The organism is Mycolicibacterium lacusdiani, assembly GCF_021916785.1.
GTDB classification, from domain to species: Bacteria; Actinomycetota; Actinomycetes; order Mycobacteriales; family Mycobacteriaceae; genus Mycobacterium; species Mycobacterium lacusdiani.
Genome location: NZ_JAKCFC010000005.1, coordinates 33,954 through 59,132, shown reverse-complemented (window position 1 = coordinate 59,132; position 25,179 = coordinate 33,954). Strand labels below are relative to the sequence as shown.

Annotated in this window: 18 protein-coding genes; 5 read left to right on the top strand and 13 right to left on the bottom strand. The window is 68.0% G+C overall.

What is annotated here, in order from left to right:
* Positions 1-156: 156 nt before the first annotated feature.
* Both hisS and LOK44_RS16790 read right to left on the bottom strand, forming a co-directional pair.
* Complete coding sequence (gene hisS, locus LOK44_RS16795; RefSeq protein WP_237571243.1) at positions 157-1,431, bottom strand: histidine--tRNA ligase; 1,275 nt, start codon at positions 1,429-1,431, stop codon at positions 157-159.
* Positions 1,431-2,129: an MBL fold metallo-hydrolase gene (locus tag LOK44_RS16790; protein ID WP_237571242.1), complete on the bottom strand. Its 699-nt coding sequence runs from the start codon at positions 2,127-2,129 to the stop codon at positions 1,431-1,433. Before LOK44_RS16790 ends, hisS begins: the two co-directional genes overlap by 1 nt.
* A gap of 162 nt (positions 2,130-2,291) precedes the next feature.
* Here LOK44_RS16790 and LOK44_RS16785 point away from each other — a divergent pair, with 162 nt between their 5' ends.
* From LOK44_RS16785 to LOK44_RS16775, 3 genes are all read left to right on the top strand, one after another.
* Positions 2,292-3,173, top strand: coding sequence for a peptidylprolyl isomerase (locus LOK44_RS16785; protein WP_237571241.1), 882 nt, complete (start codon positions 2,292-2,294; stop codon positions 3,171-3,173).
* 19 nt (positions 3,174-3,192) lie between these two features.
* Positions 3,193-4,233 carry a peptidylprolyl isomerase gene (locus LOK44_RS16780; RefSeq protein ID WP_237571240.1) on the top strand — a complete coding sequence of 347 codons (1,041 nt, stop codon included), beginning with the start codon at positions 3,193-3,195 and terminating at the stop codon, positions 4,231-4,233.
* A gap of 140 nt (positions 4,234-4,373) precedes the next feature.
* Positions 4,374-7,568: an ATP-binding protein gene (locus tag LOK44_RS16775; protein ID WP_443678107.1), complete on the top strand. Its 3,195-nt coding sequence runs from the start codon at positions 4,374-4,376 to the stop codon at positions 7,566-7,568.
* On the opposite strand, the gene LOK44_RS16770 is transcribed toward LOK44_RS16775, so the two are convergent.
* From LOK44_RS16770 to LOK44_RS16755, 4 genes are all read right to left on the bottom strand, one after another.
* Positions 7,565-9,136, bottom strand: a complete 1,572-nt coding sequence (locus LOK44_RS16770) for a PE-PPE domain-containing protein (protein WP_237571238.1) — start codon at positions 9,134-9,136, stop codon at positions 7,565-7,567. The two genes, LOK44_RS16775 and LOK44_RS16770, sit on opposite strands and share 4 nt — an antisense overlap.
* 238 nt (positions 9,137-9,374) lie before the next feature.
* On the bottom strand, positions 9,375-10,262 hold the full coding sequence (locus LOK44_RS16765) for a hypothetical protein (RefSeq protein ID WP_237571237.1): 888 nt from the start codon (positions 10,260-10,262) through the stop codon (positions 9,375-9,377).
* A gap of 315 nt (positions 10,263-10,577) precedes the next feature.
* Entirely contained in the window at positions 10,578-13,154 is a 2,577-nt protein-coding gene (locus LOK44_RS16760; protein WP_237571520.1) for a helix-turn-helix transcriptional regulator, read from the bottom strand.
* 128 nt (positions 13,155-13,282) lie between these two features.
* The gene (locus LOK44_RS16755; protein ID WP_308192760.1) at positions 13,283-13,606 is read right to left on the bottom strand and encodes an ArsR/SmtB family transcription factor; all 324 of its coding nucleotides are present in this window, start codon (positions 13,604-13,606) and stop codon (positions 13,283-13,285) included.
* A 101-nt stretch (positions 13,607-13,707) separates the two neighbouring features.
* Between LOK44_RS16755 and LOK44_RS16750 the strand changes: the two genes are divergently transcribed.
* Complete coding sequence (locus tag LOK44_RS16750) at positions 13,708-14,943, top strand: MFS transporter (RefSeq protein WP_237571518.1); 1,236 nt, start codon at positions 13,708-13,710, stop codon at positions 14,941-14,943.
* On the opposite strand, the gene LOK44_RS16745 is transcribed toward LOK44_RS16750, so the two are convergent.
* The 6 genes from LOK44_RS16745 to yajC form a co-directional block, all read right to left on the bottom strand.
* Positions 14,919-17,222 carry a RelA/SpoT family protein gene (locus LOK44_RS16745; protein WP_237571517.1) on the bottom strand — a complete coding sequence of 768 codons (2,304 nt, stop codon included), beginning with the start codon at positions 17,220-17,222 and terminating at the stop codon, positions 14,919-14,921. The genes LOK44_RS16750 and LOK44_RS16745 overlap by 25 nt on opposite strands.
* A 107-nt stretch (positions 17,223-17,329) precedes the next feature.
* Positions 17,330-17,878, bottom strand: coding sequence for an adenine phosphoribosyltransferase (locus tag LOK44_RS16740; protein WP_237571236.1), 549 nt, complete (start codon positions 17,876-17,878; stop codon positions 17,330-17,332).
* Positions 17,875-19,527, bottom strand: a complete 1,653-nt coding sequence (locus LOK44_RS16735; RefSeq protein WP_237571235.1) for an ABC transporter substrate-binding protein — start codon at positions 19,525-19,527, stop codon at positions 17,875-17,877. The genes LOK44_RS16740 and LOK44_RS16735 overlap by 4 nt, the downstream gene beginning before the upstream one ends.
* Before the next feature lie 6 nt (positions 19,528-19,533).
* Positions 19,534-20,799, bottom strand: a complete 1,266-nt coding sequence (gene secF / locus LOK44_RS16730; protein WP_237571234.1) for a protein translocase subunit SecF — start codon at positions 20,797-20,799, stop codon at positions 19,534-19,536.
* Positions 20,800-20,801: 2 nt separating this feature from the next.
* The gene (gene secD / locus LOK44_RS16725) at positions 20,802-22,655 is read right to left on the bottom strand and encodes a protein translocase subunit SecD (protein ID WP_237571233.1); all 1,854 of its coding nucleotides are present in this window, start codon (positions 22,653-22,655) and stop codon (positions 20,802-20,804) included.
* 72 nt (positions 22,656-22,727) lie between these two features.
* Positions 22,728-23,096 carry a preprotein translocase subunit YajC gene (gene yajC / locus LOK44_RS16720; protein ID WP_237571232.1) on the bottom strand — a complete coding sequence of 123 codons (369 nt, stop codon included), beginning with the start codon at positions 23,094-23,096 and terminating at the stop codon, positions 22,728-22,730.
* A 338-nt stretch (positions 23,097-23,434) separates the two neighbouring features.
* On the opposite strand from yajC, the gene gabT reads away from it, so the two are divergent.
* Positions 23,435-24,778: a 4-aminobutyrate--2-oxoglutarate transaminase gene (gabT, locus tag LOK44_RS16715; protein ID WP_237571231.1), complete on the top strand. Its 1,344-nt coding sequence runs from the start codon at positions 23,435-23,437 to the stop codon at positions 24,776-24,778.
* Here the strand turns inward: gabT and LOK44_RS16710 are convergent.
* Positions 24,775-25,155 carry a hypothetical protein gene (locus LOK44_RS16710; RefSeq protein WP_237571230.1) on the bottom strand — a complete coding sequence of 127 codons (381 nt, stop codon included), beginning with the start codon at positions 25,153-25,155 and terminating at the stop codon, positions 24,775-24,777. The two genes, gabT and LOK44_RS16710, sit on opposite strands and share 4 nt — an antisense overlap.
* Positions 25,156-25,179 lie beyond the last annotated feature (24 nt).

Sequence of the window (25,179 nt, the reverse complement as noted above, 5' to 3'; positions counted from 1 at the left end):
CCTTGTGTCACGCGTTTCGCATTTTTACGTGACTCAACCCGACACTCGGCGTGGACGCCCCACTCGACCCTCTGCGAGCGTGCGCAAACTCGGGTTTCCACCCGGCGTGTCGCCCGCAAACACGCACGCTCGCGGGAAGTGCTCGCCAGAAAGGGGCTAGAGGAGGCGGACGCGGCCGAGGCGCGCGAGCACGTTGCCCACGACGGCGTCGATGGCCACGTCGACCTGCTCGCCGGTGGCCAGGTCCTTGACGCCAACGGTGCCGGCCTCGAAGTCGCGGTCACCGGCGACCAGTGCCATCGCCGCACCGGAGCGGTCGGCCGCCTTCATAGCGCTCTTCATGCTGCGGTCGCCGTAGGCCAGGTCCACCCGGACGCCCGCGTCGCGCAGTGCCGCACCCAGTTTCGCCAGCTCGAGCTTCGCCGCGTCGCCCAGCGGCACCGCGAACACGTCGACCGCGCTGGTCTGCCCGACCGTCTTGCCCTCGGCCGCCAGGGCGAGCATGGTCCGGTCCACGCCGAGCCCGAAGCCAATGCCGGACAGGTCACGCCCGCCGAGCTGGCGCATCAACCCGTCGTAGCGACCACCGCCGCCGATACCCGACTGCGCGCCGAGGCCATCGTGGACGAACTCGAACGTCGTCTTCGTGTAGTAGTCCAGCCCGCGCACCATCCGCGGGTTGATCACATACGGCACCCGCAGCGCGTCGAGATGTGCCAGCACGGTGTCGAAGTGCTGCTTGGCGACGTCGGACAGGTGGTCCATCATCACCGGTGCGTCGGCAGTCATCTCCCGCACGTGCGGCCGCTTGTCGTCGAGCACTCGCAGCGGGTTGATCTCGGCCCGCCGCCGGGTGTCCTCGTCGAGATCGAGCTTGAACAGGAAGTCCTGCAACAACTCTCGATACTGCGGCCGGCACGTGTCATCGCCGAGGGAGGTGATCTCCAGGCGGAAGCCGTCGAGCCCGAGTGCGCGAAACCCACTGTCGGCGATGGCGATCACCTCGGCGTCGAGCGCCGGGTCGTCGACGCCGATGGCCTCGACGCCCACCTGCTGCAGCTGCCGGTAGCGGCCGGCCTGCGGGCGCTCGTAGCGGAAGAACGGACCCGAGTAGCAGAGCTTGGCGGGCAGCGCACCGCGGTCGATGCCGTGCTCGATGACCGCACGCATCACGCCCGCGGTGCCCTCGGGCCGCAAGGTCACCGACCGCTCCCCGCGGTCGGCGAAGGTGTACATCTCCTTGGACACGACGTCGGTGGACTCCCCAACGCCGCGCGCGAACAGCGAGGTGTCCTCGAAGATCGGCAGCTCGACGTAGCCGTAGCCGGCACGACGAGCCGACTCCAGCAGACCGTCGCGGACCGCGACGAACTGGGCGGACTCGGGCGGCAGGTAATCCGGGACGCCCTTGGGCGCCTGAAATTCGCTCATCACAGACCTTCGAGGAAGGGGTTGGTTCGACGTTCGGCGCCGATGGTGGTCTTCTCGCCGTGCCCGGGCAGCACCACGGTGGAGTCGTCGAGGACCAACAGCTTCTCGACGATCGACGTGTAGAGGTCGCGACCGCTGCCGCCCTCGAGATCCGTGCGGCCGATCGACTTCTTGAACAGCGTGTCGCCGGTGAACGCCATCTCCGCCGGTCCGTTGGCCCACGACATCCCCGAGTCGCTTCGCTCCTGCCCGCCGGCAACCCGGAACGTCACCGACCCCCTGGTGTGCCCCGGGGTGTGGTCGACGGTGACGGTCATGCCGCCGAGTGCGATCTTGTCGCCGTCGCGGTCGAGTTCGACGACCTGCCGCGGCTCGGTGAACATCACTCCGACCGCCAGTTGGGCCAGCCGGGGACCGAAGCCCTTGATCGGGTCGGAGAGCATCGCGCGATCCTCCGGGTGGATGTACGTCGGGCACCCGTAGGTGTCCGCCACCTTCTGCGCAGACCAGACGTGGTCGATGTGGCCGTGGGTGAGCAGCACCGCCGCCGGGGTCAGCCGGTTCTCGTCGAGGATCTTGCGCAGCCGCGGCATGGCCTTCTGACCGGGATCGACGATGATCGCGTCAGCGCCCTGACTGGGGGCCAGGACGTAGCAGTTGCACTGCAGCCATCCCGCAGGGAAACCGGTGATCAACACGGAGTCCAGTTTCCCACCTCGTGGTCAGCTGCCGGTCGTGCGGGTCGCGGGACCCCTTTTCAGGCATTCCTGGCACACTCGGTGCCGAATGCGAGTGAGGTCGCCGTCCCGGCGACACCCCGTTCACCGAAGAACGAAGCGATCACCAGGAGGACAGCGGCGGTGCCGACCAACGAACAGCGGCGAGCAGCGGCCAAGCGCAAGCTCGAACGGCAGCTGGAACGCAGAGAAGCACAGGCCAAGCGGCGACGCCAGTTGACGATCATCGGCTCGGCCGTCGGTGCGGTGGCCCTGGTCGCCGCGGTGGTGGCCACCGTCGTCATCACCAACCGCGACTCCGGCAGCACCACCGCCTCGGCCGCCACGACCACCAGCGGTGCGGCCAGTTCGACGCAGGAGCCGCCCGCCGACGGGTCCACGCTGCCCGCGTTCAAGCCACCCGCCGATCTCGGCGCGGACTGCCAGTACCCCGCGGCGGAAGCGGCGAGCAAGAAGAACAACCCGCCGCGGACGGGCAAGGTGCCGACCGACCCCGCCCAGGTCAGCGCCAGCATGACCACCAGCGAGGGCAACCTCGGCCTGCAGCTCGACAACGGCAAGGCACCGTGCACGGTCAACAGCTTCGCCAGCCTGGCGCAGCAGGACTACTTCAACGACACCCCGTGCCACCGGCTCACCACCGGCGGACTCGCGGTGCTGCAGTGTGGCGACCCGACCGGCAAGGGCACCGGCGGCCCGGGGTACGAGTTCGCCAACGAGTATCCGACCAATCAGTTCCAGCCCGACGACCCCGCGCTGCAGCAGCCGGTGATCTACCCGCGCGGCACGCTGGCTATGGCCAACGCCGGGCCCGGAACCAACGGCAGCCAGTTCTTCCTGGTCTACCAGGACTCGCAATTGCCGCCGAACTACACCGTGTTCGGCACCATCGACGAGACCGGCCTGGCCACGCTCGACAAGATCGCGGCCGCGGGCGTGCAGGGCGGCGGGGGCGACGGACCGCCCGCGAAGCCGGTGCAGATCAAGACCCTCGGGCTGGACTGACACCACCGGTGTCGACCCCGTGACCGTTCCGCCCCCGGCACCACCGGGACCTCCGCAGCCAGCCCCGTACGGCGACCCACAGCCGTACGGGGGTGGCTACGGGTATGGGGCCGGGTATGGCTATCCACCACCACCGCCGACCGGAACCAACGGTCTGGCGATCGCGTCGCTGATCTGTGCGTTCCTGTTCGCGCCGCTCGGCATCCTGTTCGGCCACCTCTCGCTGTCCCAGATCAAGCGCACCGGCGAGCAGGGGCACGGCCTGGCGTTGGCAGGCCTGATCCTCGGGTACGTCCTGACCGCTCTCGGCATCCTGTTCCTGGTCGCGACCATCGTCGTCGCGAGCCTCGCGATCCGGGCAGTCGACGACTACCGAGCCCAGGACCCCGGTTTTCCTGGCACCACGGCCGGCCCGCTCCCGCAGAACGGTCTGCCGCCGTTCAAACCGCCTGCGACGCTGGGCTCCAACTGCCAGTACCCGGCGACCACCGAGGACGCCAGCAGGCCCAATCGGCCGCCGCGCACCGGAAGGGTGCCCACCGCACCCGCGGTCGTGGACGCCACGCTGATCACCGACTCGGGTGCGATCGGCCTGCGGCTCGACAACGCCAAGTCGCCGTGCACGGTCAACAGCTTCGTCAGCCTCGCGCAGCAGGGGTACTTCGACGGCACCCCCTGCCACCGGCTCACCACCTCGGAGTCGCTACGGGTGCTGCAATGCGGTGACCCGTCGGGCACCGGAAGCGGCGGGCCCGGCTACCGCTTCCCCAACGAGTACCCCACGAACCAGTACCGGATGACCGATCCCGCGTTGCAGCAACCCGTGCGCTACCCGCGCGGGACGCTCGCGATGGCCAACAGCGGTCCGGGCACCAACGGCAGTCAGTTCTTCGTCGTCTACGAGGACTCGGCCATGCCCCCGACGTACGCGGTGTTCGGCACGGTCGACGAGACCGGTCTCGCGGTGGTCGACCGGATCGCGGCCGACGGGGTGGAGGACGGGTCGGACGACGGTGCGCCTAATTCGGCAGTGACCGTCGAATCCGTGCGTCTGGATTAGGTGCCCCGTCTCCCCCGCCACCGCCAATTGGGGTCAGCGCTGAGCCGTTTGCATGCGGGTCGATAACCCCGCCAGCTGCTGTTGAACGTCCTACTCTTGGCCAATCGAGGTGGATGCCCCCCGAGATCGGCGGTATTTGGATGACAACGGGACTGGCATGCGGATCATGCGGCACCAGCCTGTGGCAGAAAGCCAAGTTCTGTGGGCAGTGCGGTACCGCGATTCCGAAGCCGGGTGAAGCAGCCGAGTACAAGCAGGTGACGGTGCTGTTCGCCGATGTGGTGCGCTCGATGGACCTCGCGGCCAGCCTCGACATCGAGCGGTTGCGCGAGATCATGAACGCGCTCGTGGAGCGGTTAGCGACAGTGGTACGCCGCTACGGCGGCACCGTCGAATACAACGGCGACGGGGTGATGGCACTGTTTGGCGCCCCAGTTGCACTGGAGGATCACGCTTTCCGCGCTTGTCTGGCCGCGCTGGACATCCAGCAGGAGGCCGAACAGTTGGCCGCCGACGTGCACCGCCGTGATGGTGTGGCTTTGCGGCTGCGGGTGGGCCTAAATTCGGGCCGGGTCATCGCCGGCGAGATCGGCTCGGGGACACTGGGCTACGCCGCGACCGGCCAGCCGGTCGGGTTCGCGCAGCGGATGGAATCGGCGGCTCCCCCAGGCGGCGTCATGCTCTCGGAGTCGACGACACGGTTGGTCGAGCACACGGTAGTGCTCGGTGAACCGGAGTGGGTGGACGTCAAGGGCGCCGACGAACGGGTGCGCGCCCGGCGACTGACCGGCATCAAGCCCCGAGACCCCCTGGCCGGGCGCTCGGAGGCCAGCCTGGTTGGTCGACGTTCGGAGATGGCAGTGCTCGACACGATGTTGGAACGCACGATGGCCCGCCGGGGCGGCGTGGTGAATGTGGTGGGGCCGGTCGGAATCGGTAAGAGCCGGTTGGCAAGGGAGTCCGCGGCCTTGGCCGCCGGTCGCGGGGTGGAGGTGGTGTGGGAGTTCTGCGAGTCGCATACGCGGGACATCCCATTCCACACTGTCACTAGGCTGCTGCGGGCGACCACCGACGTGAGGGACCTCGACGACCAGACCGCACGCGCGAAAGTGCGTCAGCAATATCCGAATGCCGATCCACGAGACCTACTACTGCTCGATGACCTGTTGAGCATCGCCGACCCGAAAGTGCCTCCGCCTCAAATAGACCCTGAAAGGCGGCGGCGCCGGTTGACTGAACTGGTCAACACGAGGGCGCTGACCCGAAACAGGCCGGCGCTGTTCATCATCGAGGATGTGCATTGGATCGATGCGGTCAGCGAGTCGATGTTGGCCGACTTTCTGGCAGTGATCCCGCGTACGGCGTCGATGGTGCTGATCACTTCCCGACCCGAGTATGAGGGCGCGCTGCTGCAGATGAGTGGCGCCCAAGCGATAACGCTTGCCCCATTGGACGACTCGGATAGCACCGCGCTGCTGGATGAGCTGCTGGGGCCGAGTCCATCGGTCGGCGAGCTGGCGCGGGTCATCGCCGAGCGTGCCGCAGGCAACCCGTTCTTCATCGAGGAGATGGTGCGCGAGTTGGTGCAGCGCGGAGTGCTCACCGGCGAGATTGGTGACTATGTCTGCGGGGTGGATGTCGCCGAGGTGAACGTGCCTGCCACGGTGCAGGCCACCATCGCGGCACGCGTCGATCGGCTCAGCGGCCCGGCGAGGCGGACGCTGAATGCCGCGTCTGTGATTGGGAACCGCTTCAGCGCGGACCTGTTGTTCGCATTGGGCATGGACGCGACGTTCGACGAGTTGCTCGGCGCGCAGCTGATCGATCAGGTGCGGTTCACCCCGAGCGCCGAGTACGCGTTCCGACACCCGTTGATTCGCGCGGTGGCGTACGAATCGCAGCTGAAGTCCGATTGCGCCGAGGCCCACCGGCGCCTGGCCTCAGCGATTCAAGAGCAAGCGCCGGACTCGATCGAAGAGAACGCAGCGATGATCGCCGAACATCTGCAGGCCGCCGGCGATCACTACGCGTCGTATGGCTGGCACATGCAAGCCGGCGCGTGGCTGACTAATCGCGATCTCGCCGCCGCCCGGCTCAGTTGGGTGCGGGCAAGCGACATCGCCGATGGGCTACCGGGCGAAGGATCCGACCAACTGTCGATGCGCATCGCCCCGCGCACCATGCTGTGCGCCACCGACATTCAGGCCAGAGAGATCCGAGAGAGCCGGGCCCGCTTCGCGCAATTGCGAGAGTTGTGCAACGCGGCCGGCGACAAGGTCTCGCTGGCCATCGGCATGAGCGCGATCGCCACCGAGGCGTTGTATTTCGGGCGAGCGCGTGAGGCCGCGCGACTGTCATCCCAACAGGTGGTGCTGCTCGAGTCGATTGAGGATCCCACCCCGACGATGGGGTTGGCTGCCGTCGCCTTCTGCAGCTGGCACGGTGTCCTCGACTTCGGCGAAGTCGTGCGCTGGTCGCAGTCGATCGTCGACCTGGCGGACGGTGACCCTGTCAAGGGCGCCGGCTACGGCGTGGGATCACCGCTGGCCATCGCGTTGGCATGGCGCGGCACCGCTCGGTGGTGCCTGGGCTATCCCGGGTGGCGTAGAGACCTCCATGACGCTGTCGCGATGGCTCGTGGCAGCAACGCGGAGACATATTCCAGTGTCATCGCGTGGGCCTACGGTATCGCGATGCAGTACGGAGCGCTCCGCGCTGATCTCTCCCTCCTGGGCGCCAGTGAAGAGGCGCTTCAGACCGCCCGGGGAGCGAGCAACGATCGCGCGCTGGGACTGGCCGGGTACACGTTGGCCGTCTGGCTGCTCAACCAGGACGCTGCGGCCGCTCGTGACCGTGGGCTCGAACTCATGATGCAGACCCGCGACGTATGGCTGCGCAGGAGCGTCCTCTTCCTCATCCCGGTGACCGACGTGTGGGCCGCCCGCGAAACGGCGAGGAGCGGTGACCGCGATGCTGCCATACCAGTGATACGCCAAGCCGTCGGTGAGCTGCGCGAGGGATACCCCTGCTATGGCGTTTGGAGTTCCGGGGTTCTGGTGGAGACGCTCCTGGAGCGCGGCGCCCAGGGCGATCTGGCCGAAGCCCAAGAAGCGATCGAATGGGTGGCGAACCTCCGGGCCGATCAAGATTCTGCGATGCTCGATATCACGCTGCTGCGGCTGCGCGCGCTGCTGGCCGGGGCCCTCGCCGACGACGACGCCTACCGGGGCTTGCTGAGTCGCTATCGCGCGATGGCGAAATCGCTTGGCTTCGAGGGACACATCGCCTGGGCCGAGGCGATGGTCGACGCCCTGCAGTCTGGCGAGAGCCACTAGGAACGGTCGCCGTCCGACGAGCCACCGCTCAAGGGGCTGCTGGCTGACGACGATTTGGCTGATGACGATTCAGTGGCCTTGGAGAATTCACCGGTCGCGGCCTCGTCGCCCGCAGTGGCGATCCGGGTGGTCGATTGGTCGTCTTCGCCGGGCTTGGACCGGGCGGAGAGCGGGTCCGCCCGGCGTGAATCGCGCACCAGCGGCCTCGCCGGTTTGGACGTCGATGCGTTAGACGCCGCACCCTCGGATGCCTCAGCATCGGCGTCTGGTGGCGGTGACGTTGGCAGGTCGGTTTCGGTCACCGATGTCGTCGATGGCGTTGATGGCGTTGATGTCGAAGTCTCGGTGTCCGTCGATGTCTGGCCCGTGTCGACCACAGATTCCCTCGATGGGACCTGTTCGGTTTGGGTCAACGGGTCTGTCGACGTCACCCGGTCGGAGGTGTCGGCGTCGGCCGTGTCTCTGGTCGCCGCCCCAAGTGCGACCGGCGCAGGAATCCTCGGAGGCGGCGAGCTGATGAGGGTCGCGGCGTTGTTGATGCCCTCACCGATCGCCGCGACGAGATCGCTCGTCACAGTCACGGGATTGAGGGTCGGTATCAGCCGTGCCGGGGTGGGTTCCCACGGCGGGATGCTGCGGTCGTACCCCAGTTCAACCAGCACCCGGAAGAACGGCTCGACAACATCGATCAACGCCTCGGGCACCCCAAGACTGCGCAGTGGTGCAAACAACGGCAGGTTCTCGGTCTCAAAGAAGTAATAGCGGGTGTCGCCATGGGTGCCCTGGTACGCCTGCGACGTCGTCGGATCGGCAGGCAGGCTGACGTCGAACGGGTGCGTGTGCAGGTACACGAAACCCAGCAGTGCGTTGAGGGACGCGACCACGTTGAGCGGATACAGGGGAAAGTCGGACGCCCCGTCGTACTGGCGGTTGATTTCGATGGTGTCGAATTGGGTGCCGGTTGGCGCGGGCCCGTCGAAACTGAGGTCGAGGATTGGAATGTAAAGGCCCGGGAACCGCGAACTTAGGCCGCCGTTGGGATGATTCGGGTCACCCTGCAACACGAAGTCGATATCGGGTGCTGGGGTCCCCGCCGGATACTGCTCGGCCAGCTTGCGCTTCTCGGTGTTCGCCACGGTAGCGCCCTGGGAGAGTCCGTAGATCACCAGATGGTCGTTGCCATGCTGGGCCATGGCTTGTTCGAGATCGGCGACCCCGGCCCGGATCGACCGATCGATCGTGAGATCGAACAGCCCGGTGAGTTTCCACCACGGCTCATCCGGCCACCCCGGACCACCCGGCCCCCAGATGGTGGGATCACCGACCGCGAATCCGACGAGGCGAAATAGACCGGTGATGGGCCAGTACTCCTGTGGTGTGGTCACCGCGACCGGCGTGGTGGTCTGGCCCGGATGGGTGGGTGCGATGAACTGGTTCATGATGCGCTCGACCCAGATGGCGTCGGGCGTCGGGCAAGTCGTCCCGCACACGATCAGCGCGGTCGAATCGGCTGACAGTTCGACCGCCTGCGACTGCGTTGATACCGGCGCCGACGCGGCCGTCACCACCAGTGCCGCGACGCCAATCGACACCGTCATCCGAGTCGAGGCGCGCCGAACTTTCCCTACTCCCAGCGCGACCGCGAGCGCCCCGACGCGACCGATGTGCGTTGCGTTGACCATTGTCATTCCTCCATGCCTGTCGTGGCGGAACGATCGCTACCGGTGGTTCGGTCGGGTTCCGCGATCCGAATCGTCGCCCCCGTACCGTTCGACGCGCGCAGTGGCGCGACACTGCATTTCAACCTCATCGGGAGTCGCCGGAGTCCCCGCCCGAGGAGTCCGCGCCCGAGGACCTGCTGTCTGACGAGTCGCCGGCCGCTGCCTCTCCATCGCCGCCACCGGCGGGCTCGCTCGTCGCATCGCCGCCGTTGCCACTATGCGGCCGATCGGTCGGCGAGTTCTCCACGCCGAGCGAATCGCGCACCACGGCACCGGTGGCCGTCCTCGGTTCGGTCTTGTTCACAGGCACGGACGCGGGTTCGGTGGACAACGGCTCGGGGACACCGGCGGCCACCGGACCCGTAGACTGTCGCTCCGCGTCGGGTGTTTCGGTCGCCCGGTGCGTCCCCGTCACCTGATGCGCCGAGGCCACTGTGTCGGTCGACGTCTGTTCATTGCCGGTCGCGGGTTCAGAGGGCGTCACCGCAGGAGAGACCGCCGCCTCGCCCGGCCCGTTTTCCACCGGTCCCCCTGCCACCGGGGTGACGGGCTCAACATCACTCAACGCTGGCTCGCTGGCGAGCGCTGAGCCGGCAATTGCGTTTCCTGCGTTGTAGAAGTAGTTCTGGATTGCCGAAACCACCAAGATGATGCCGAAGAACGCGAAGGCGAACGGTATCAACAGCGCAGTGACAATGGTCTTGTACACGTTCTCGACAACTGCGGCCGCCACGACCTGTGGGGTCGATATCGCCGGAGCGAGGACCGATTCGGCGGTTGCGCGGATCGCTTGCGGCACCGAGCCGGTCGGTTGTGAGACCCGAGACGATGTGAACCGAGCCCTCGCGAACGCGGTGATGATGTCCTCGGCGTCAGCGGAGACCAAGCCCGCGACGGGTGCGAAGGTGTGCCCCTGCTCGCTCGTGAACTTCTCCAGCGCACCCAAGAGTACGGGCGGGGACGGCGCCGCCAACGCCGCCAGTTGTACCTGACGGACTTCAGTCCCCGCGCGACGAACGTCCGGCGGTGCCGTCACGAGACCCAACGCGAGGATGCCAGCGCTGGCAACCGTGACCCCCTTGGCGACAGGGTGGAGGACCGACGGGCAATGCCCAGGTGCGAGTGTCGTGCTTGCGTATCCCATCATCGTTCCTTTCAAGATGCCTATGGCGGAACGCGGAAAATGAGTTTGGTGTCACGCTCCGCGCCTGGAATCGTCGCTCGCGCTCAGTCGCACGAGCGCAGTAGCGCACCACTGCAATCTGACGGGGCAGGCCCCTGCGTCGTACTACCTGTCGCTTTGGCGCGGTAGTAGAGCGGCGAGTTCTTCGCGGCTCCTGGTTCCGGTCTTCGCCATGGCCCGGTAGACGTAGCTCTCGACGGTGCGGGGGGACAGCATCAACCGTGCGGCGATTTCGTTGTTGTGCAACCCATGGCGGATCAGGTTCACGACTTCGAGTTCGCGATCGGTAAGTGGCAAGGGTTCGGCGGCGTGACGGAACGCAGGGGTGCTGATGGCCCAATCTTCGGCGATGGCCGACGCGCGCGCCGAGCAGCTCAATGCCGATCCCCGCCGGCCCTTGCTGCGGTGCACCAGTGCGGCCTGCGCGGCCGCATCGACGGCCGCGACGAGGTCACCCATAGCCTCGTAATCCTCAGAAACGAGAACCAATTGGTCGGCATCACCGTCTCGCATCGCCACGGCGAACCGAGCGGCGAGACCGACGCGCGGTCCCTCGACGACCGCTTCGAGTTCGCACAGCCGAGGTGCACATGACCGATCGCCGAACTGAGTTGCGGTCTGCAGGCACATCACTTCGGCGGCGAATCTGCCTTTGCCGGCGGCTCTTTCGGCCGCCGACAGCAAGACGACGATCGCCTCGCTGACGGCACCTTGGCAGGCAACCACCCATGCCCTGGCAAGGCTGCGCTCATAATCCAGTGATCGAAACGGACGCCGAACCGTGTCGATCACCGACAGTCCAGCGGCGGCCTCGGCGGATGAACCGCGTATCGCGAGCGCGGTCACGCTTGAGACGCGATACCGGAACCCCCAGCCGATGGCGTAGCCGGCAGCGGACAGCGCAAGGGCTGTCTGTTCCAACGACACACTCGCGGTTTCCGTGTCGCCGGCACCGAGTGCGGCGCGGCCCGCGACAGCAGGTCCCAGCAAGTGGGCCGCGCCGGGTAGATCCGCCGCCTGCTGGCGCGTGCGCTCAGCCGCTTTGAGGGCTTCCCCAATCCTTCCGGCCAACAGCAGCGCACTGACGTGCGCGTCGGCGATGTTGAACCGCATGTGCGGTGCGTCGAGTGAGCGAGTCGCCGCGGTGTATCCGGCTTCGGCGATCGCCAATGCCTCGGTGGAGCGCCCTGCGTCCCCTGATATGACGGCGAGCGCGCTGGCCATCTCAGCGCCAACGACTTCGGGCAGCTCGTCCAATGCGAGGCCCTGCGACGCCTGCATCGCCAGATCCGGTTGATCCACTGCGAACCAGTACACCGTGAGGAAGGCGTCGACATAACTGCGGGCGCGAGCTGTCGTGACGGGTGACGCGTCATCGATGATCGCCTTTGCCCGCGAGGGATCGCCGAGCGCCCAGAGCATGTTGCTGGCACGCAAGAATGCGAGCCTGGCACGGTCGTCGACGGTCAGCTGGCCGGTGTCGATTTCGGCGAGAATCGCCTCAGCCTCTTCACCACGACCCACCCAAGAAAGTGCATGTGCGCGAATGAATCTGGAGTCCAACCCTGCTCCTGCACGAATTGCCGCCTCGGCGATCCGGGCGGCGAGAGGGAGATCCGCCAGCCAGACGGCCCCGTTCGCAGCTCTGACCAGCAGGTCGGGTTCCGGGGCGAGGTCGGAGTCCAGGCTCAACGTCGCGCGACGCACGACGACTCGCATGTCGTCGTGATCCCTTGATGCCGCGAGTTCGGCGGCGACCAGTCCGCGCAACCGCCGCAGCCGGGTGGCCGGCGCCCGCCTGCGGCGTACCTCACCGTAGAGCGGATGCGCCACCCGCACCTGCGCCCCGCCAACCGCGGGCTCGACCGTAATGAGGCCACGGCTGTCAGCTTCCTCGACGGCCGCCGGATCGGTGATTCGCTGCAACGCGGCCAACTCGATCGGCTCACCCACAGCTACCGCGTCGATCACCTCGCCGACCGGCATGGGTAGGGCGCCTATGCGGGATTCGATCAACTCGACGAGGCCCGGTGGCATGATCGGGTCGCCGGTCCACCGCCAGAGGCCGAGATGGCGAGCGATCCGGCCATCGGCCAACTCCTGCTCGACGATGTTGCGTAGGTACAGAGTGTTGCCGAGAGTCAGCTGCCACAGCCGTTGCGCGGTGTCCGGATCCACCGCTCCGGCTAGTGTCGCCGACAGCAGGGCGGTCGTCGCCTCGAGCGACAGCGGCTGCACCTCGAGCCGATCGAACCGGCCGCCCTTCCAGATCTCCTGTACTGCTGGGGGCGCCGGCTCACTGTCGCGCACGGTGAGCACGAGCTTGGCCAGGCCGCGGTGCACGATCTGCTGCACGACGAATATCGACAGGTCATCGAGCAGATGCACGTCATCAACACCCACAACCACAGTGGTGCCAGCGGCCGCAGTGGTCAGCGACGCGATCACCCCGCCAAGGAGCTGCACAGAGTCGGTGACGCCCGACTCCGCCCACGCGCTGAAGGCACCCAGTGGAACCGACCGCGCCGACGACGTGCCCACCGCCCACCGGACCTCGCATCCCTGCGACGCCGCTACCGACAAAGCCGCGCGGGCGATCGTGCTCTTCCCCACGCCCGCCGCACCACTAACGACGACCCCAAAGACATCCGAAGTCGAGATGGCGGCTTCAATAGCGCCCATCTCCTGCGAGCGACAAGTCAACGGCCACGTCAACTGCACTTGCAGAGCCTAGAAGCGTCACCCCTGGCGACACGTGATTTTGGCGACGAGCGCATGAAACTGAGCGGCACACAAGCGCAGCGCCAGACCTAGGCCGATTCGACCTCCCGGTTCGCCTTCTCCACGACGGACGCCAGCAGACCGGGGACCGCGCGGTCGACGTCGTCGACCCGCAACCGCTGATGGATCTGGCCGTCGTGCACCAGACGTTCGGTGAGACCGGCCTCGCGCAGGATCTTGAAGTGGTGGGTGGCGGTCGACTTGTTGATGCCGTCGTAGAGCAGCGCGCACGGTGTCGGCTCGCCCGCGTTCATCAGTCTGCGCACCATCTCCAGCCGGACCGGGTCGGCGAGGGCGGACAGGATCCGGTGCACGCCGGCGACGGGCGCGGCGTCGAGGTTCCCACCCGTCACTGCGTGCCCTCCGTCACAACCGGTTTGATGACCATCGAACCCGAGCGTACTCTCGATCGAGTTCGACGTCCGTCAAACCTTGCACAGGAGGCACCGTGACAGTGGCCCCGACCGACCGGCTCGCCGGTGAGTCGCAGCGCTGGGCGTACTCGCTGCTGCTGGTGCTGTCCGGCGTCGCGCTCGGCGTCTCGGGGCTGCCTGCCCCGCTATACCGAATGTACGAAGAGGTCTGGCACCTCTCGCCGCTGTCCACGACCATCGTGTTCGCCGTCTACGCCGTCGCCGCGCTCGGTGCGGTCCTGGTCTCCGGACGTATCTCCGACGTCATCGGCCGCAAGCCGGTGCTGCTCGGCGCACTCGCCGCGATGATCGTCGGCCTCGGCGTGTTCCTCATCGCCGACAACATGGCGCTGCTCATCGTCGCCCGGGCCATCCACGGCGCCGCCGTGGGCTCCATCGTCGTCGCGGGCGCCGCGGCGTTGCTGGACCTGCGACCCGACCACGGCGTGCGCTCGGGGCAGCTCAGCGGCGTCGCCTTCAACATCGGCATGACGGTCGCCATCCTCGGCTCCTCGCTGCTGGCCCAGTACGTGCCCCACCCCATGCGCACCCCGTATGCGGTGGTCGCCGTCGTCTGCGCGGTCGTCGGGGTGGGCGTGATCGCCCTGCGCGAACCGCACTCCGCGCGGTCGTCGGGACCGATCCGCATCGCCAAACCCTCAGTGCCGCGCGAGATCCGCGGCGACTTTTGGTTCTCCGCCCTCGGCGTCATCGCGTCGTGGTCGGTGCTGGGCGTGCTGCTCTCGCTCTACCCCGCGCTGGCATCGGCGCAGACCGGCGTGCACAACCTCGTCTTCGGTGGCGCGGTCGTCGGTGCCACGGCCTTCTCGGCGGCCATCGCGCAGCTGTTCGCGACGCGCGTGCCCGCACGGCGGGCGGCCATCATCGGCGACGTCGGCATGGCGGTGGCGCTGGGGCTGACGATCCCGGCCCTGGCCACCCACCAGTGGCACCTCGTCCTGGGCGCCGCGGCCCTGCTCGGCGCGACGTTCGGGCTCAGCTTCGGCGGCTCGCTGCGACATCTGTCCAACGTCGTGCCCGCCGACCGCCGTGGCGAGACCATGTCGGCGTACTACCTGCTGGCCTACACGGCGATGGCCGTCCCGACGCTCGTCGCGGGCTGGGCGGCCACGCAGTGGGAACTCGGCGCCGTGTTCCCGTGGTTCGCCGGCGCCGTCGGCGTGGCCTGCGTCGCCGCTGCGGTGGTCGGCGCCGTCAGTACGCGACGCGCGGCGAAGGTCGATCCGAGCGGTCAAGCCGCCGACGTCACGCGGTAGACGTCGAACACGCCCTCCACGTTGCGCACCACGTTCAACACGTGGCCGAGGTGCTTGGGGTCGCCCATCTCGAAGGTGAACCGGCTGATCGCCACGCGGTCATTCGACGTGGTGACCGACGCCGAGAGGATGTTGACCTTCTCGTCGGCCAGCACCCGCGTTACGTCCGACAACAGCCGGTGCCGGTCCAGCGCCTCGACCTGAATGGCGACCAGGAACACCGACGACGGGCCCGGCGCCCACTTCACGTCGATGAGGCGTTCCGACTGCTGTTGCAGCGACTCGGCATTCGTGCAGTCGGTGCGGTGCACGCTGACACCACCGCCGCGCGTCACGAACCCCATGATGTTGTCGCCAGGCACCGGCGTACAACACTTGGCCAGCTTGGTCAGCACGCCTGCCGCACCGGGAACCGACACGCCGACGTCGTCGCTGGTGCGCTGGCGCACCGGCATCGTCGCGGGAGTCGACCGCTCGGCGATCTCGTCCTCGGCCTCCTCGTCACCACCGAGCTGGGCCACCAGGCGCTGCACCACGTGCCGCGCGGAGACGTGCCCCTCGCCGACCGCGGTGTAGAGCGCCGAGACGTCGGTGTACCGCAGCTCGCGCGCCAGCGCGGCCATCGATTCGGCATTGACCAACCGCTGCAACGGAAGTCCGCCGCGGCGCACCTCACGCGCGATCGAGTCCTTGCCCGAGTCGAGCGCCTCCTCGCGGCGCTCCTTGGCGAACCACTGCCGGATCTTGGCCTTCGCCCGCGGCGACACCACGAACGTCTGCCAGTCCCGTGACGGACCCGCGTTGGGCGCCTTCGAGGTGAACACCTCGACCGCCTCACCGTTCTCGAGCTTGCGTTCGAGCGCGACGAGCCTGCCGTTCACCCGAGCTCCGATGCAGCGGTGCCCCACCTCGGTGTGCACGGCGTAGGCGAAGTCGACCGGCGTCGAACCCGTGGGCAGCGTAATGACGTCACCCTTGGGGGTGAACACGAAGATCTCTTGGACGGCAAGGTCGTAACGCAGCGACTCGAGGAACTCGCCGGGGTCGGCGGCTTCCCGCTGCCAGTCCAGCAGTTGGCGCATCCACGCCATGTCGTCGATCTCGGCGGCGGCGTTGGTCGCCGGTTGACCGTTGCGGCCCTTGGCCTCCTTGTACCGCCAGTGCGCGGCGATGCCGAACTCGGCGGTCTTGTGCATCTCCTGCGTGCGGAGCTGCACCTCCAGCGGCTTGCCCTCGGGGCCGATCACGGTCGTGTGCAGCGACTGGTAGACGCCGTACCGGGGCTGGGCGATGTAGTCCTTGAACCGGCCCGCCATCGGCTGCCACAGCGAGTGCACGACGCCGACGGCCGCGTAGCAGTCGCGGATCTCGTCGCACAGGATGCGCACGCCGACCAGGTCGTGAATGTCGTCGAAGTCGCGGCCCTTGACGATCATCTTCTGATAGATCGACCAGTAGTGCTTGGGCCTGCCCTCGACGACCGCGCTGATCTTCGAGGCGTTCAGCGAGGCGATGATCTCGCCCCGCACCTTCGCCAGATACGTGTCGCGCGACGGCGCCCGGTCGGCGACCAGGCGCACGATCTCCTCGTACTTCTTCGGGTGCAGGATCGCGAACGACAGGTCCTCGAGTTCCCACTTGACCGTCGCCATCCCGAGCCGGTGGGCCAGCGGAGCGATCACCTCGAGCGTCTCGCGCGCCTTGCGGGCCTGCTTCTCCGGCGGCAGGAATCGCATCGTCCGCATGTTGTGCAACCGGTCGGCGACCTTGATCACCAGCACGCGCGGGTCGCGCGCCATCGCGATGATCATCTTGCGGATGGTCTCGCCCTCGGCGGCCGAACCCAGCGCGACCTTGTCGAGCTTGGTGACGCCGTCGACGAGGTGGCCGACCTCGGTGCCGAACTCGGCGGTCAGCGCTTCCAGCGTGTAGCCGGTGTCCTCGACCGTGTCGTGCAGCAGCGCCGCGATGAGCGTGGTGGTGTCCATGCCCAACTCGGCGAGGATGTTCGCGACGGCCAGCGGATGGGTGATGTACGGGTCGCCCGAGCGGCGCATCTGATCGGCGTGCCGCTGCTCGGCCACCTCGTACGCACGCTGCAGCAGCGTGAGGTCGGCCTTCGGGTAGAACTCCTTATGCACCGCGACCAGCGGCTCGAGCACGGGGTTCACCGCGCTGCGCTGCGCGGTCATGCGTCGTGCCAGCCGGGCCCGCACGCGCCGCGACGCGCTGGAGGTCGACTTGGGCGGGTCGACGGCGTCGGCCGGGATGACCGGCATCGGCTGCGTCTGTGTCAGGGCATGATCGTCAGCCACGTCACCACCTCCTGACCTCTGCCGGCATCTCGAGGATATCCCTCAGTCTGCGCTGCTCTACGCGCGAGCGCTCATCGCACCACCGTCAGGCTCGTCACCTTCAACGCACCCACGACCTCGCGCCCGCCGAGCGCCGCCAACTCGAGCAACACCGCGGCGCCCACGACGACCGCCCCCGCCCGCTCCAGCAGCTTCACCGTCGCCGCGACCGTGCCGCCGGTCGCGAGCACGTCGTCGATCACCAGAACACGCCTGCCGGTCAGTTCGATTCCATCGGCGGGGATCTCCAGCGTGGCGGTGCCGTATTCGAGCGTGTAGGTCTCGCTGAACACCGGCGGCGGCAGCTTGCCGCCCTTGCGCACCGCTAGCACGCCCGTGCCGAGCCTGATCGCCACCGCCGCCCCCAGCAGAAAGCCACGGGCGTCGATTCCTGCCACCATGTCGCAGCCGTCGGCGACCTCGGCGAGCGCGTCGGTGACCGTGGCCAGCCCGGCAGGGTCGGCGAGCACGGGCGTCAGGTCCTTGAACTGGATGCCCGGCTCGGGGAAGTCGGCCACTTCCCGGGTCAGCGACGCGATGGCCTGGGCCGCCGCCGAGGCGCCCGTCCCCTCGTCGCTCACGATTCCAGCGCCCAACGGTCCATGTTCCAGCCGGCGCCCCAACGGGTCGGATTGCTACTCACGGCGTCCATCTTGGTCGACACCAGCAGCATGCGCTGCTGGCGGTACAGCGGAAGCGTCGGAATGCCGTCCCACAGCACGCGACTTCCCTCGCCGAGCAGGCGTGCGGACTCCTTCGGATCGGCGGTGACGGCCAGCGCGCCGATGATGCCGTCGATCTGTTCGTTGGAGTATCCCGAGAGGTTGTTCCCGTTGCCGGTGTGCAACTCATAGGCATCCATCGCCGACGATCCCGTGGAGCCGCTGCCCACTGCTCCCCCGGTGCTCGCCAGCAGCGCGTCGACCTGACCGTCGCGCAGCGCCTGCGGCCCGACCCCGTCGCCCGCGGCGTCCTCCACCACGATCCCTGCCGGCTCGCACGCCTTGGCGATCGTCCCGGCAATCGCGGCCAGGCGGGCGTTGGGAGTCTGGTAGCCCAGACGCACGGTGAGCGGTCTGCCCCCGATGGCGTCGCGTGCGGCACCCGGGTTGGCGACGACGAATTGCTCTGCGCCGCCGCCGTTCTCGGCTGCGGTAATCGAATCCTCGGCCGCGGGGTTGAGCCTGTTGTTGGCGATCGGCACCTCGGCGTTGCGCGCGATCACGTCACGCGGCGTGCACAGCGCCAGCGCCCGCCGCGCCACGGGGTCGGCCACCGATCCCCTTGCGCCGAAGATGATCTGCTCGATGCCGGCGGACGGCGCATCGGTGCGGGCGTAGTCGTCGGACAGCGTGAGCGTGCCCGAGGAACCGGCCGCGACGTCCACGACGTCGTAGAACCCCTCGTTGACGCGGTCCTGGATGTCGGCGCCGCGGGGCCACACCGTGATCTCCGCGGTGACCGGCTTGGCGCCCCACCACTTGTCGTTGGCGACCAGGACCACCGCGCCGTCGTCGGTCACGGCGTCGAGCTTGTACGGACCCGACGAGGGGAACTTCTTCAGGTCGACGTCCGGCGTCAGGTTCCACGTCTGGTTCCAGGCGGTGGCGATGCGGTCGACTGTCGGTTGGTCCCCAGCCTGTAGCGCCGCCGTGACCCCACCGTCGCCGAGACCGAGTTCGTCGGCGAGGACGTGCGACGGCATCATCGACGTCGCGGCGAACAGCTGCCCGTAGTCGACGAAGGCCCGATCCTGGGCGAACGTGACCCTGGCCTTCTTCTGCCCCGGCGCGCAGTCGATGGACGCGATGTCGCCGTAGCCCGCCCGATTGGCGGCGTCGAAGCCCGGGAACCGGCCGGACTGCGCGGCCCAGGCGAGCACCATGTCGTCGCACGTGATCGGCTTGCCGTCGGAGTAGACCGCACTGTCACTGATCTCGTAGTCGAGCACCTGCGGGCTGCGTCCCACCACCGAGATGGACCCGAAGTCGCGGTCACCGACGATCTGGCCTTCTGGCCCGTGGTAGTTGAACCCGGTCAGGACCCGCGAGAACGCCTGCGGCCCACCGGACGCGGCGCCCACCACGGTGTTGGTGTTGTAGGTGACCAGCGTGCCGTCGACGGCGTAGTCGATCTGATCGGCCGTGCTTCCCGAGCACGACGCGGTCAGCCCGGCGACGAGTGACAGCGTGGCTGCGAGGATCGCAGTTCGCCGGAAGCGGGCAGCCATCGCCACCTACCGCCTGGGGCTCCGCTTGCCCGAGGGACGTCCGGTCGGACGAGTCGGCTTGACGCCGGGCGCCGGCTTGTCCGGGGCGATCGCGACCGGTGCGGACACCGCTACCGACGCCGGCTCGACGGCGCCGCCCGACTCCGCCGCCGCAGTTGCCTTGGCCGAGGCGCCCTTCCTGCGGTTCATCACCCGTCGGGTGTGGTTGCGGACCAGTTCGGTGCGCTCCCGCATCGTCACCAGCAGCGGTGTCGCGAAGTAGATCGACGAATACGTGCCGACGATGACGCCGACCAGCTGCACCAACGCGAGGTCCTGGAGCGTGCCGACGCCGAGCAGCCACACCGCGATCACCATGAGCGCGAGGATCGGCAGCACCGAGATGACGCTGGTGTTGATCGACCGCATGAACGTCTGGTTGATCGCAAGGTTCGCCTGCTCGGCGAACGTGCGTCTGGTCGTGTGCTCGAACCCGCTGGTGTTCTCCTCCACCTTGTCGAACACGATCACGGTGTCGTAGAGCGAGAAGCCAAGGATGGTCAGCAGACCGATGACCGTCGCAGGCGTCACCTCGAACCCGACGAGCGAATAGACGCCTGCGGTGATCACGAGGTCGAACACCAGCGCGGCCAGCGCCGCGGCGGCCATGTACCGCTCGTAACGCAGCGTGATGTAGATGGTCACGATCACCAGGAAGACCACCAGCGCGATGAGGGCCTTCTGGGTGATCTGCCCACCCCACGTCTCCGACACCGCGGAGTCGCTGATGACCTGCTTGCTGGGCTGACCGTCGCCGCCCTTGGGCGCGAATGCGTCGAACAGTGCGTTGCGCAGGTCTTCGGTCTGGTTGTTGTCGAGTGTCTCGGAACGGATCTGCACGGTCGCCGATGCGCCGTTGCCCACGACCACGACGGACTCCGGCGGCGTGCCGATGGTGTCGTCGAAGACGGTCTCGACCTGTTCGGTGGTCACCTGCCCCTGGGCGCCCTGGGCCGGCATCGACACCTTGGTGCCACCTTCGAAGTCGATGCCGAAGGTGAAGCCGCGCAGCAGGATGCTGGCCAGGGCGATCGCGACGAGGGCGCCGCTGATGATGAACCACATCTTGCGCTTGCCGACGACGTCGAACGCGCCGGTACCGGTGTAGAGCCGAATGAAGAAGCCGTGCTTGGGGGCAGCTCCCGCAGCGCCCTGCTCGGCTCCGGTGGATGCCACGTCTACGTCGGCGGTGTCGTCGATGGTCTGGTCCTCGGATTTCCCATGCTTGGACATGCTCACTTCACCCCCGCCGTCGCGGCGGCGGCCCGCCGCTCCCTGGCGATCTGCTGGACGGCGCCGAGCCCGTTGTACTTCGGCTTCGAGAGCCACGTGGACTTGGAGCCCAGGTACACCAGCGGCCACGTCACCAGGAAGACCACGACGACGTCGAGGATGGTGGTCAGGCCGAGGGTGAACGCGAAGCCCTTGACCTGGCCGACGGCGAGGACGTAGAGCACCGCGGCGGCGATGAAGCTGACCGCGTTGCCCGACAGGATCGTCTTGCGGGCGCGCGCCCAGCCTCGGGGCACGGCGGAACGGAACGACCTGCCCTCGCGGATTTCGTCCTTGATGCGCTCGAAGAACACCACGAAGGAGTCCGCCGTGGTGCCGATGCCGATGATCAGACCTGCGATGCCCGCGAGGTCCAGGGTGTAGTTGATGTAGCGCCCGAGCAACACGAGGATGGCGAACACCATCGCGCCGGACGCCACCAGCGACAGCGCCGTGAGCACACCGAGCACGCGGTAGTACACCAGCGCGTAGACCAGCACCAGGGCCAGGCCGACGGCGCCTGCGATCAGACCCGCGCGCAGCGAGGTCAATCCCAGTGTCGCCGAGACGGTTTCGGCCTCGGAGGACTCGAACGACAGCGGCAGCGAGCCGTACTTGAGCACGTTGGCCAGCTCGCGTGCCGAGTCGGCGTTGAACGACCCGGTGATCTGGGTCCGGCCGCCGGGGATCGCCTCGTTGATCTGCGGTGCGCTGACCACCTCGGAGTCGAGCGTGAACGCCGTCTGGGTGCCCACGTTGGCGGCGGTGAAGTCGGCCCAGATCGTGGCGGCGTCACCCTTGAACTCGAGGTCGACGACGTACTCACCGCGCTGGGAGTCCAACCCGGACGTCGCGTTTGCGATCTGCTCGCCGTTGATGATCGACTTGTCCAGCAGGTAGACGGTCTTGTGATCCTGCGAGCAGGTCACCAGGGGCAGGTTCGGGTCGTCGTTGCCCGCCAGGACGTCCTCGTCGTTGCAGCGGGTGGCCTGGAACTGCAGCGCCAGGAGCTGAATCTGCTGATCTGCGCTCTGCCGCAGCGCCTTCTCGTCTGAGATGCGCTGGGCCAGGTCGGCGCGCGTGTTGCCCGTGTTCGGCTGCCCCGGCGGCGGCGTGCCACTGGTCGGAGCTGGCGAGGGCGCCGGACTGGACGGAGCGGGCGTCGACGGCGGCGCCGGGCTCGGCGACGGTGCGGGTTCCTCGGGGAACGGCCGCGGCTGTGGAGCCGGCGATGCGGGCGCCGGTCGGGGCGGCTGCCCCGGCGTCGGCGCGACGATCGGCGCCTCGGGCTCGGCGGGCGCGATCAGCGGCGGCTGACCCGGCGCGCCGGGAAGTCCGGCGCCGCCCGGCAACCCCGGCAGGCCGGCGCCGCCCGGCAGCCCGGGCAGGCCCGGTGCTCCCTGGGGTGGCTGTGCGCCGGCGGGCTGCTCGCCCTCGGCGGGAATGGCGTGGATGACGGGACGCACGTACAGCCGAGCGGTCTGGCCGAGATTGCGGGCCTCGCTGCTGTCATTGCCCGGCACCGTGATGACCAGGTTGTCACCGTCGATGACGACCTCGGACCCGGACACGCCGAGGCCGTTCACGCGGTCGCCGATGATTTGTTGGGCCTGCATCAGCGCGTCCCGGGTGGGAGGCGATCCGTCAGGGGTGCGCGCCGTCAGCGTGACACGGGTCCCGCCCTGCAGGTCGATGCCGAGCTTGGGCTCGGGCTGCTTGTTCCCGGTGAGGAAGACGAGCAGATAGGCACCGATCAGGAGGACCAGGAAGAGTGTCAGGTAGCGGTACGGGTGCACCGGCGTTGAAGACGATGCCACGTTGCTCGAATCTCCTCAGGTCAGTACGTCAGCAACCGCACAGGGTACGGGGTCGGGCTGAGTGCCCGGCTGTCAGTCCTTCTTGACCTGGTCGGGGTCGGTTTTCTCGATCTGAACGGCCTCGACGGCACCGTCGTGATCCTCGTACTCGGCGTCCTCGTACTCGTCGTCGTCGAGCTCGTCGGCGGCGTCGATGCGGTCCCGCACGGCGAGCTTCATCCACGTGGTCACGACGCCCGGGGCGATCTCGAGGTCCACGCTGTCGTCGGAGATGCCGGCGATCGTGCCCTCCAGGCCGGAGGTGGTGTGCACCCGGTCGCCGATGGCCAGCGAGTTGTGCAGGTCGATCGTCTGCTGCATCGCCTTCTTCTGGCGGCGCGAGGCGAAGAACATGAACGCGCCGAGGATGATGAGCAGGGGAAGGAAGACGACCAGATCCATCGCAGCACTTGTCTTTCGTGTCGGTCTTGCGTATTTCGGCGCCCGAGCGGGAGTCATCGGGGTCGCCTCGTCAGCCCCTAGTGTGCCATCACGGCCGATTCCGACGAAGGCTGCGTCCGACGGCCCGCCGATCCACCCGAAGCACGAGCCGGGCCCGCGGGCGTCCGACGACCGAAAGCGTGGCGATGGGCCGCTATCGGTACTCGATGCGTGGCGCCGATGCCTTTTCGTCGACCATATCGTTGCTTCGGGCGTGTGCGGGACTAGGCTTGACCGCGCCGACACGGGGTAGTCATCCCGTCGACCGACCCACCACCGCGAACAATCTGGAGTCAGACGTGAGCACCCTCGAACAGAGCCGCTACCTGGCCACTGCGATCCCCGGCCCGAGGTCGGCGGCGCTCATCGACCGCAAGGGCGCCGCGGTGGCCCGCGGCATCGGCAACACCATGCCGGTGTACGCGGCGCGGGCCGCGGGCGGCATCGTCGAGGACGTCGACGGCAACCGCTTCATAGACCTGGGCTCCGGCATCGCCGTCACGACGATCGGCAACGCCTCCCCCCGCGTCGTCGCCGCCGTCTCGGCGCAGGCGGCCGAATTCACCCACACCTGCTTCATGGTGACCCCGTACGAGCAGTACGTCGCGGTCTGCGAGCACCTCAACCGGCTCACCCCCGTGGCGGGCGAGAAGCGCTCGGCACTGTTCAACTCCGGCTCCGAGGCCGTCGAGAACGCGGTGAAGATCGCCAGGGCGTACACCCGCAAGCAGGCGGTGGTGTCGTTCGACCACGCCTATCACGGTCGAACCAACCTGACGATGGCGCTGACGGCCAAGTCGATGCCCTACAAGCACGGGTTCGGGCCGTTCGCCTCCGAGATCTACCGCGCCCCGATGTCCTACCCGTTCCGGGATGCCGAGTTCGGCAAGGAACTGGCCACCGACGGTGAACTGGCGGCCCGGCGCGCGCTGTCGATCATCGACAAGCAGGTGGGCGCCGACAACCTCGCCGCCGTCATCATCGAACCCATCCAGGGCGAGGGCGGCTTCATCGTCCCCGCCGAGGGATTCCTGCCGACGCTGCTGCAGTGGTGCCGGGACAACGGCGTGGTCTTCATCGCCGACGAGGTGCAGACCGGGTTCGCCCGCACGGGCGCGATGTTCGCCTGCGAGCACGAGGGCATCGATCCCGACCTGATCGTGACCGCGAAGGGCATCGCCGACGGTCTCCCGCTGTCCGCGGTGACCGGTCGGGCGGAGATCATGGACTCACCGCACGTCGGCGGGCTCGGCGGCACGTACGGCGGCAACCCGCTCGCGTGCGCCGCGGCCCTGGCCACCATCGACACCATCGAGAGCGACGGACTCGTCGAACGCGCCCGCGAGATCGAGACGCTGATGAAGGACCGGCTGGGACGGTTGCAGGCCGACGACGACCGCATCGGCGACGTCCGCGGGCGGGGCGCCATGATCGCCGTCGAGCTGGTGAAGTCCGGAACCGTCGAGCCAGACGCCGATCTCACCAAGGCCCTGCTGGCAGGCGCGCACGCAGCGGGCGTGATCGTGCTGTCGTGCGGTACCTACGGGAACGTGCTGCGCTTCCTGCCGCCGCTGGCGATCAGCGACGAGCTGCTCGAGGAGGGCCTCGACGTCCTGGCCTCGGTGCTCGCGGACCTGCGCTAGGTAGTCACGAGGGCGACGACGACGGCGCGCAGGTCGTCGGCCGTGAGCCCGTCACCGTCGACGTCGGCGAGGACGAGGTCCGACATCAGATCGTCGGTGAGCTTCCAGCAGCGGTCGGCGATCATCAGGTCGACGTAGGAGTCGAGCGCACGCATCGACTCGGCGTCGTTCACCCACGCCCAGCGCGAGACCAAAGCCCAATCCTTGCGCGGCACACCGAGACTCGCGCACTTCAACCGCATCGACGAGCGAGCGCCGATGTCGTGCATCGCGGTGGCGCCACCGTCTAGCGCTGCGACGACGTCGGTGCGCAGTGCGCGGATGCTCTGCACGGTGAAGGCGTCGGTGTCGGGCCCCGAACGGATCAGGGTGCTCACCGTCGTGCGTCCGTCATGCCGTGC

What these genes read in the sequence shown, in the direction of transcription:
- hisS (WP_237571243.1), bottom strand. Translation starts at nt 1,431, where the DNA reads ATGAGCGAATTTCAGGCGCCCAAGGGCGTCCCGGATTACCTGCCGCCC.
- LOK44_RS16775 (WP_443678107.1), top strand. Translation starts at nt 4,374, where the DNA reads ATGACAACGGGACTGGCATGCGGATCATGCGGCACCAGCCTGTGGCAG.
- LOK44_RS16760 (WP_237571520.1), bottom strand. Translation starts at nt 13,154, where the DNA reads ATGGGCGCTATTGAAGCCGCCATCTCGACTTCGGATGTCTTTGGGGTC.
- LOK44_RS16745 (WP_237571517.1), bottom strand. Translation starts at nt 17,222, where the DNA reads ATGCCGGTCATCCCGGCCGACGCCGTCGACCCGCCCAAGTCGACCTCC.
- LOK44_RS16735 (WP_237571235.1), bottom strand. Translation starts at nt 19,527, where the DNA reads ATGGCTGCCCGCTTCCGGCGAACTGCGATCCTCGCAGCCACGCTGTCA.
- secF (WP_237571234.1), bottom strand. Translation starts at nt 20,799, where the DNA reads ATGTCCAAGCATGGGAAATCCGAGGACCAGACCATCGACGACACCGCC.
- yajC (WP_237571232.1), bottom strand. Translation starts at nt 23,096, where the DNA reads ATGGATCTGGTCGTCTTCCTTCCCCTGCTCATCATCCTCGGCGCGTTC.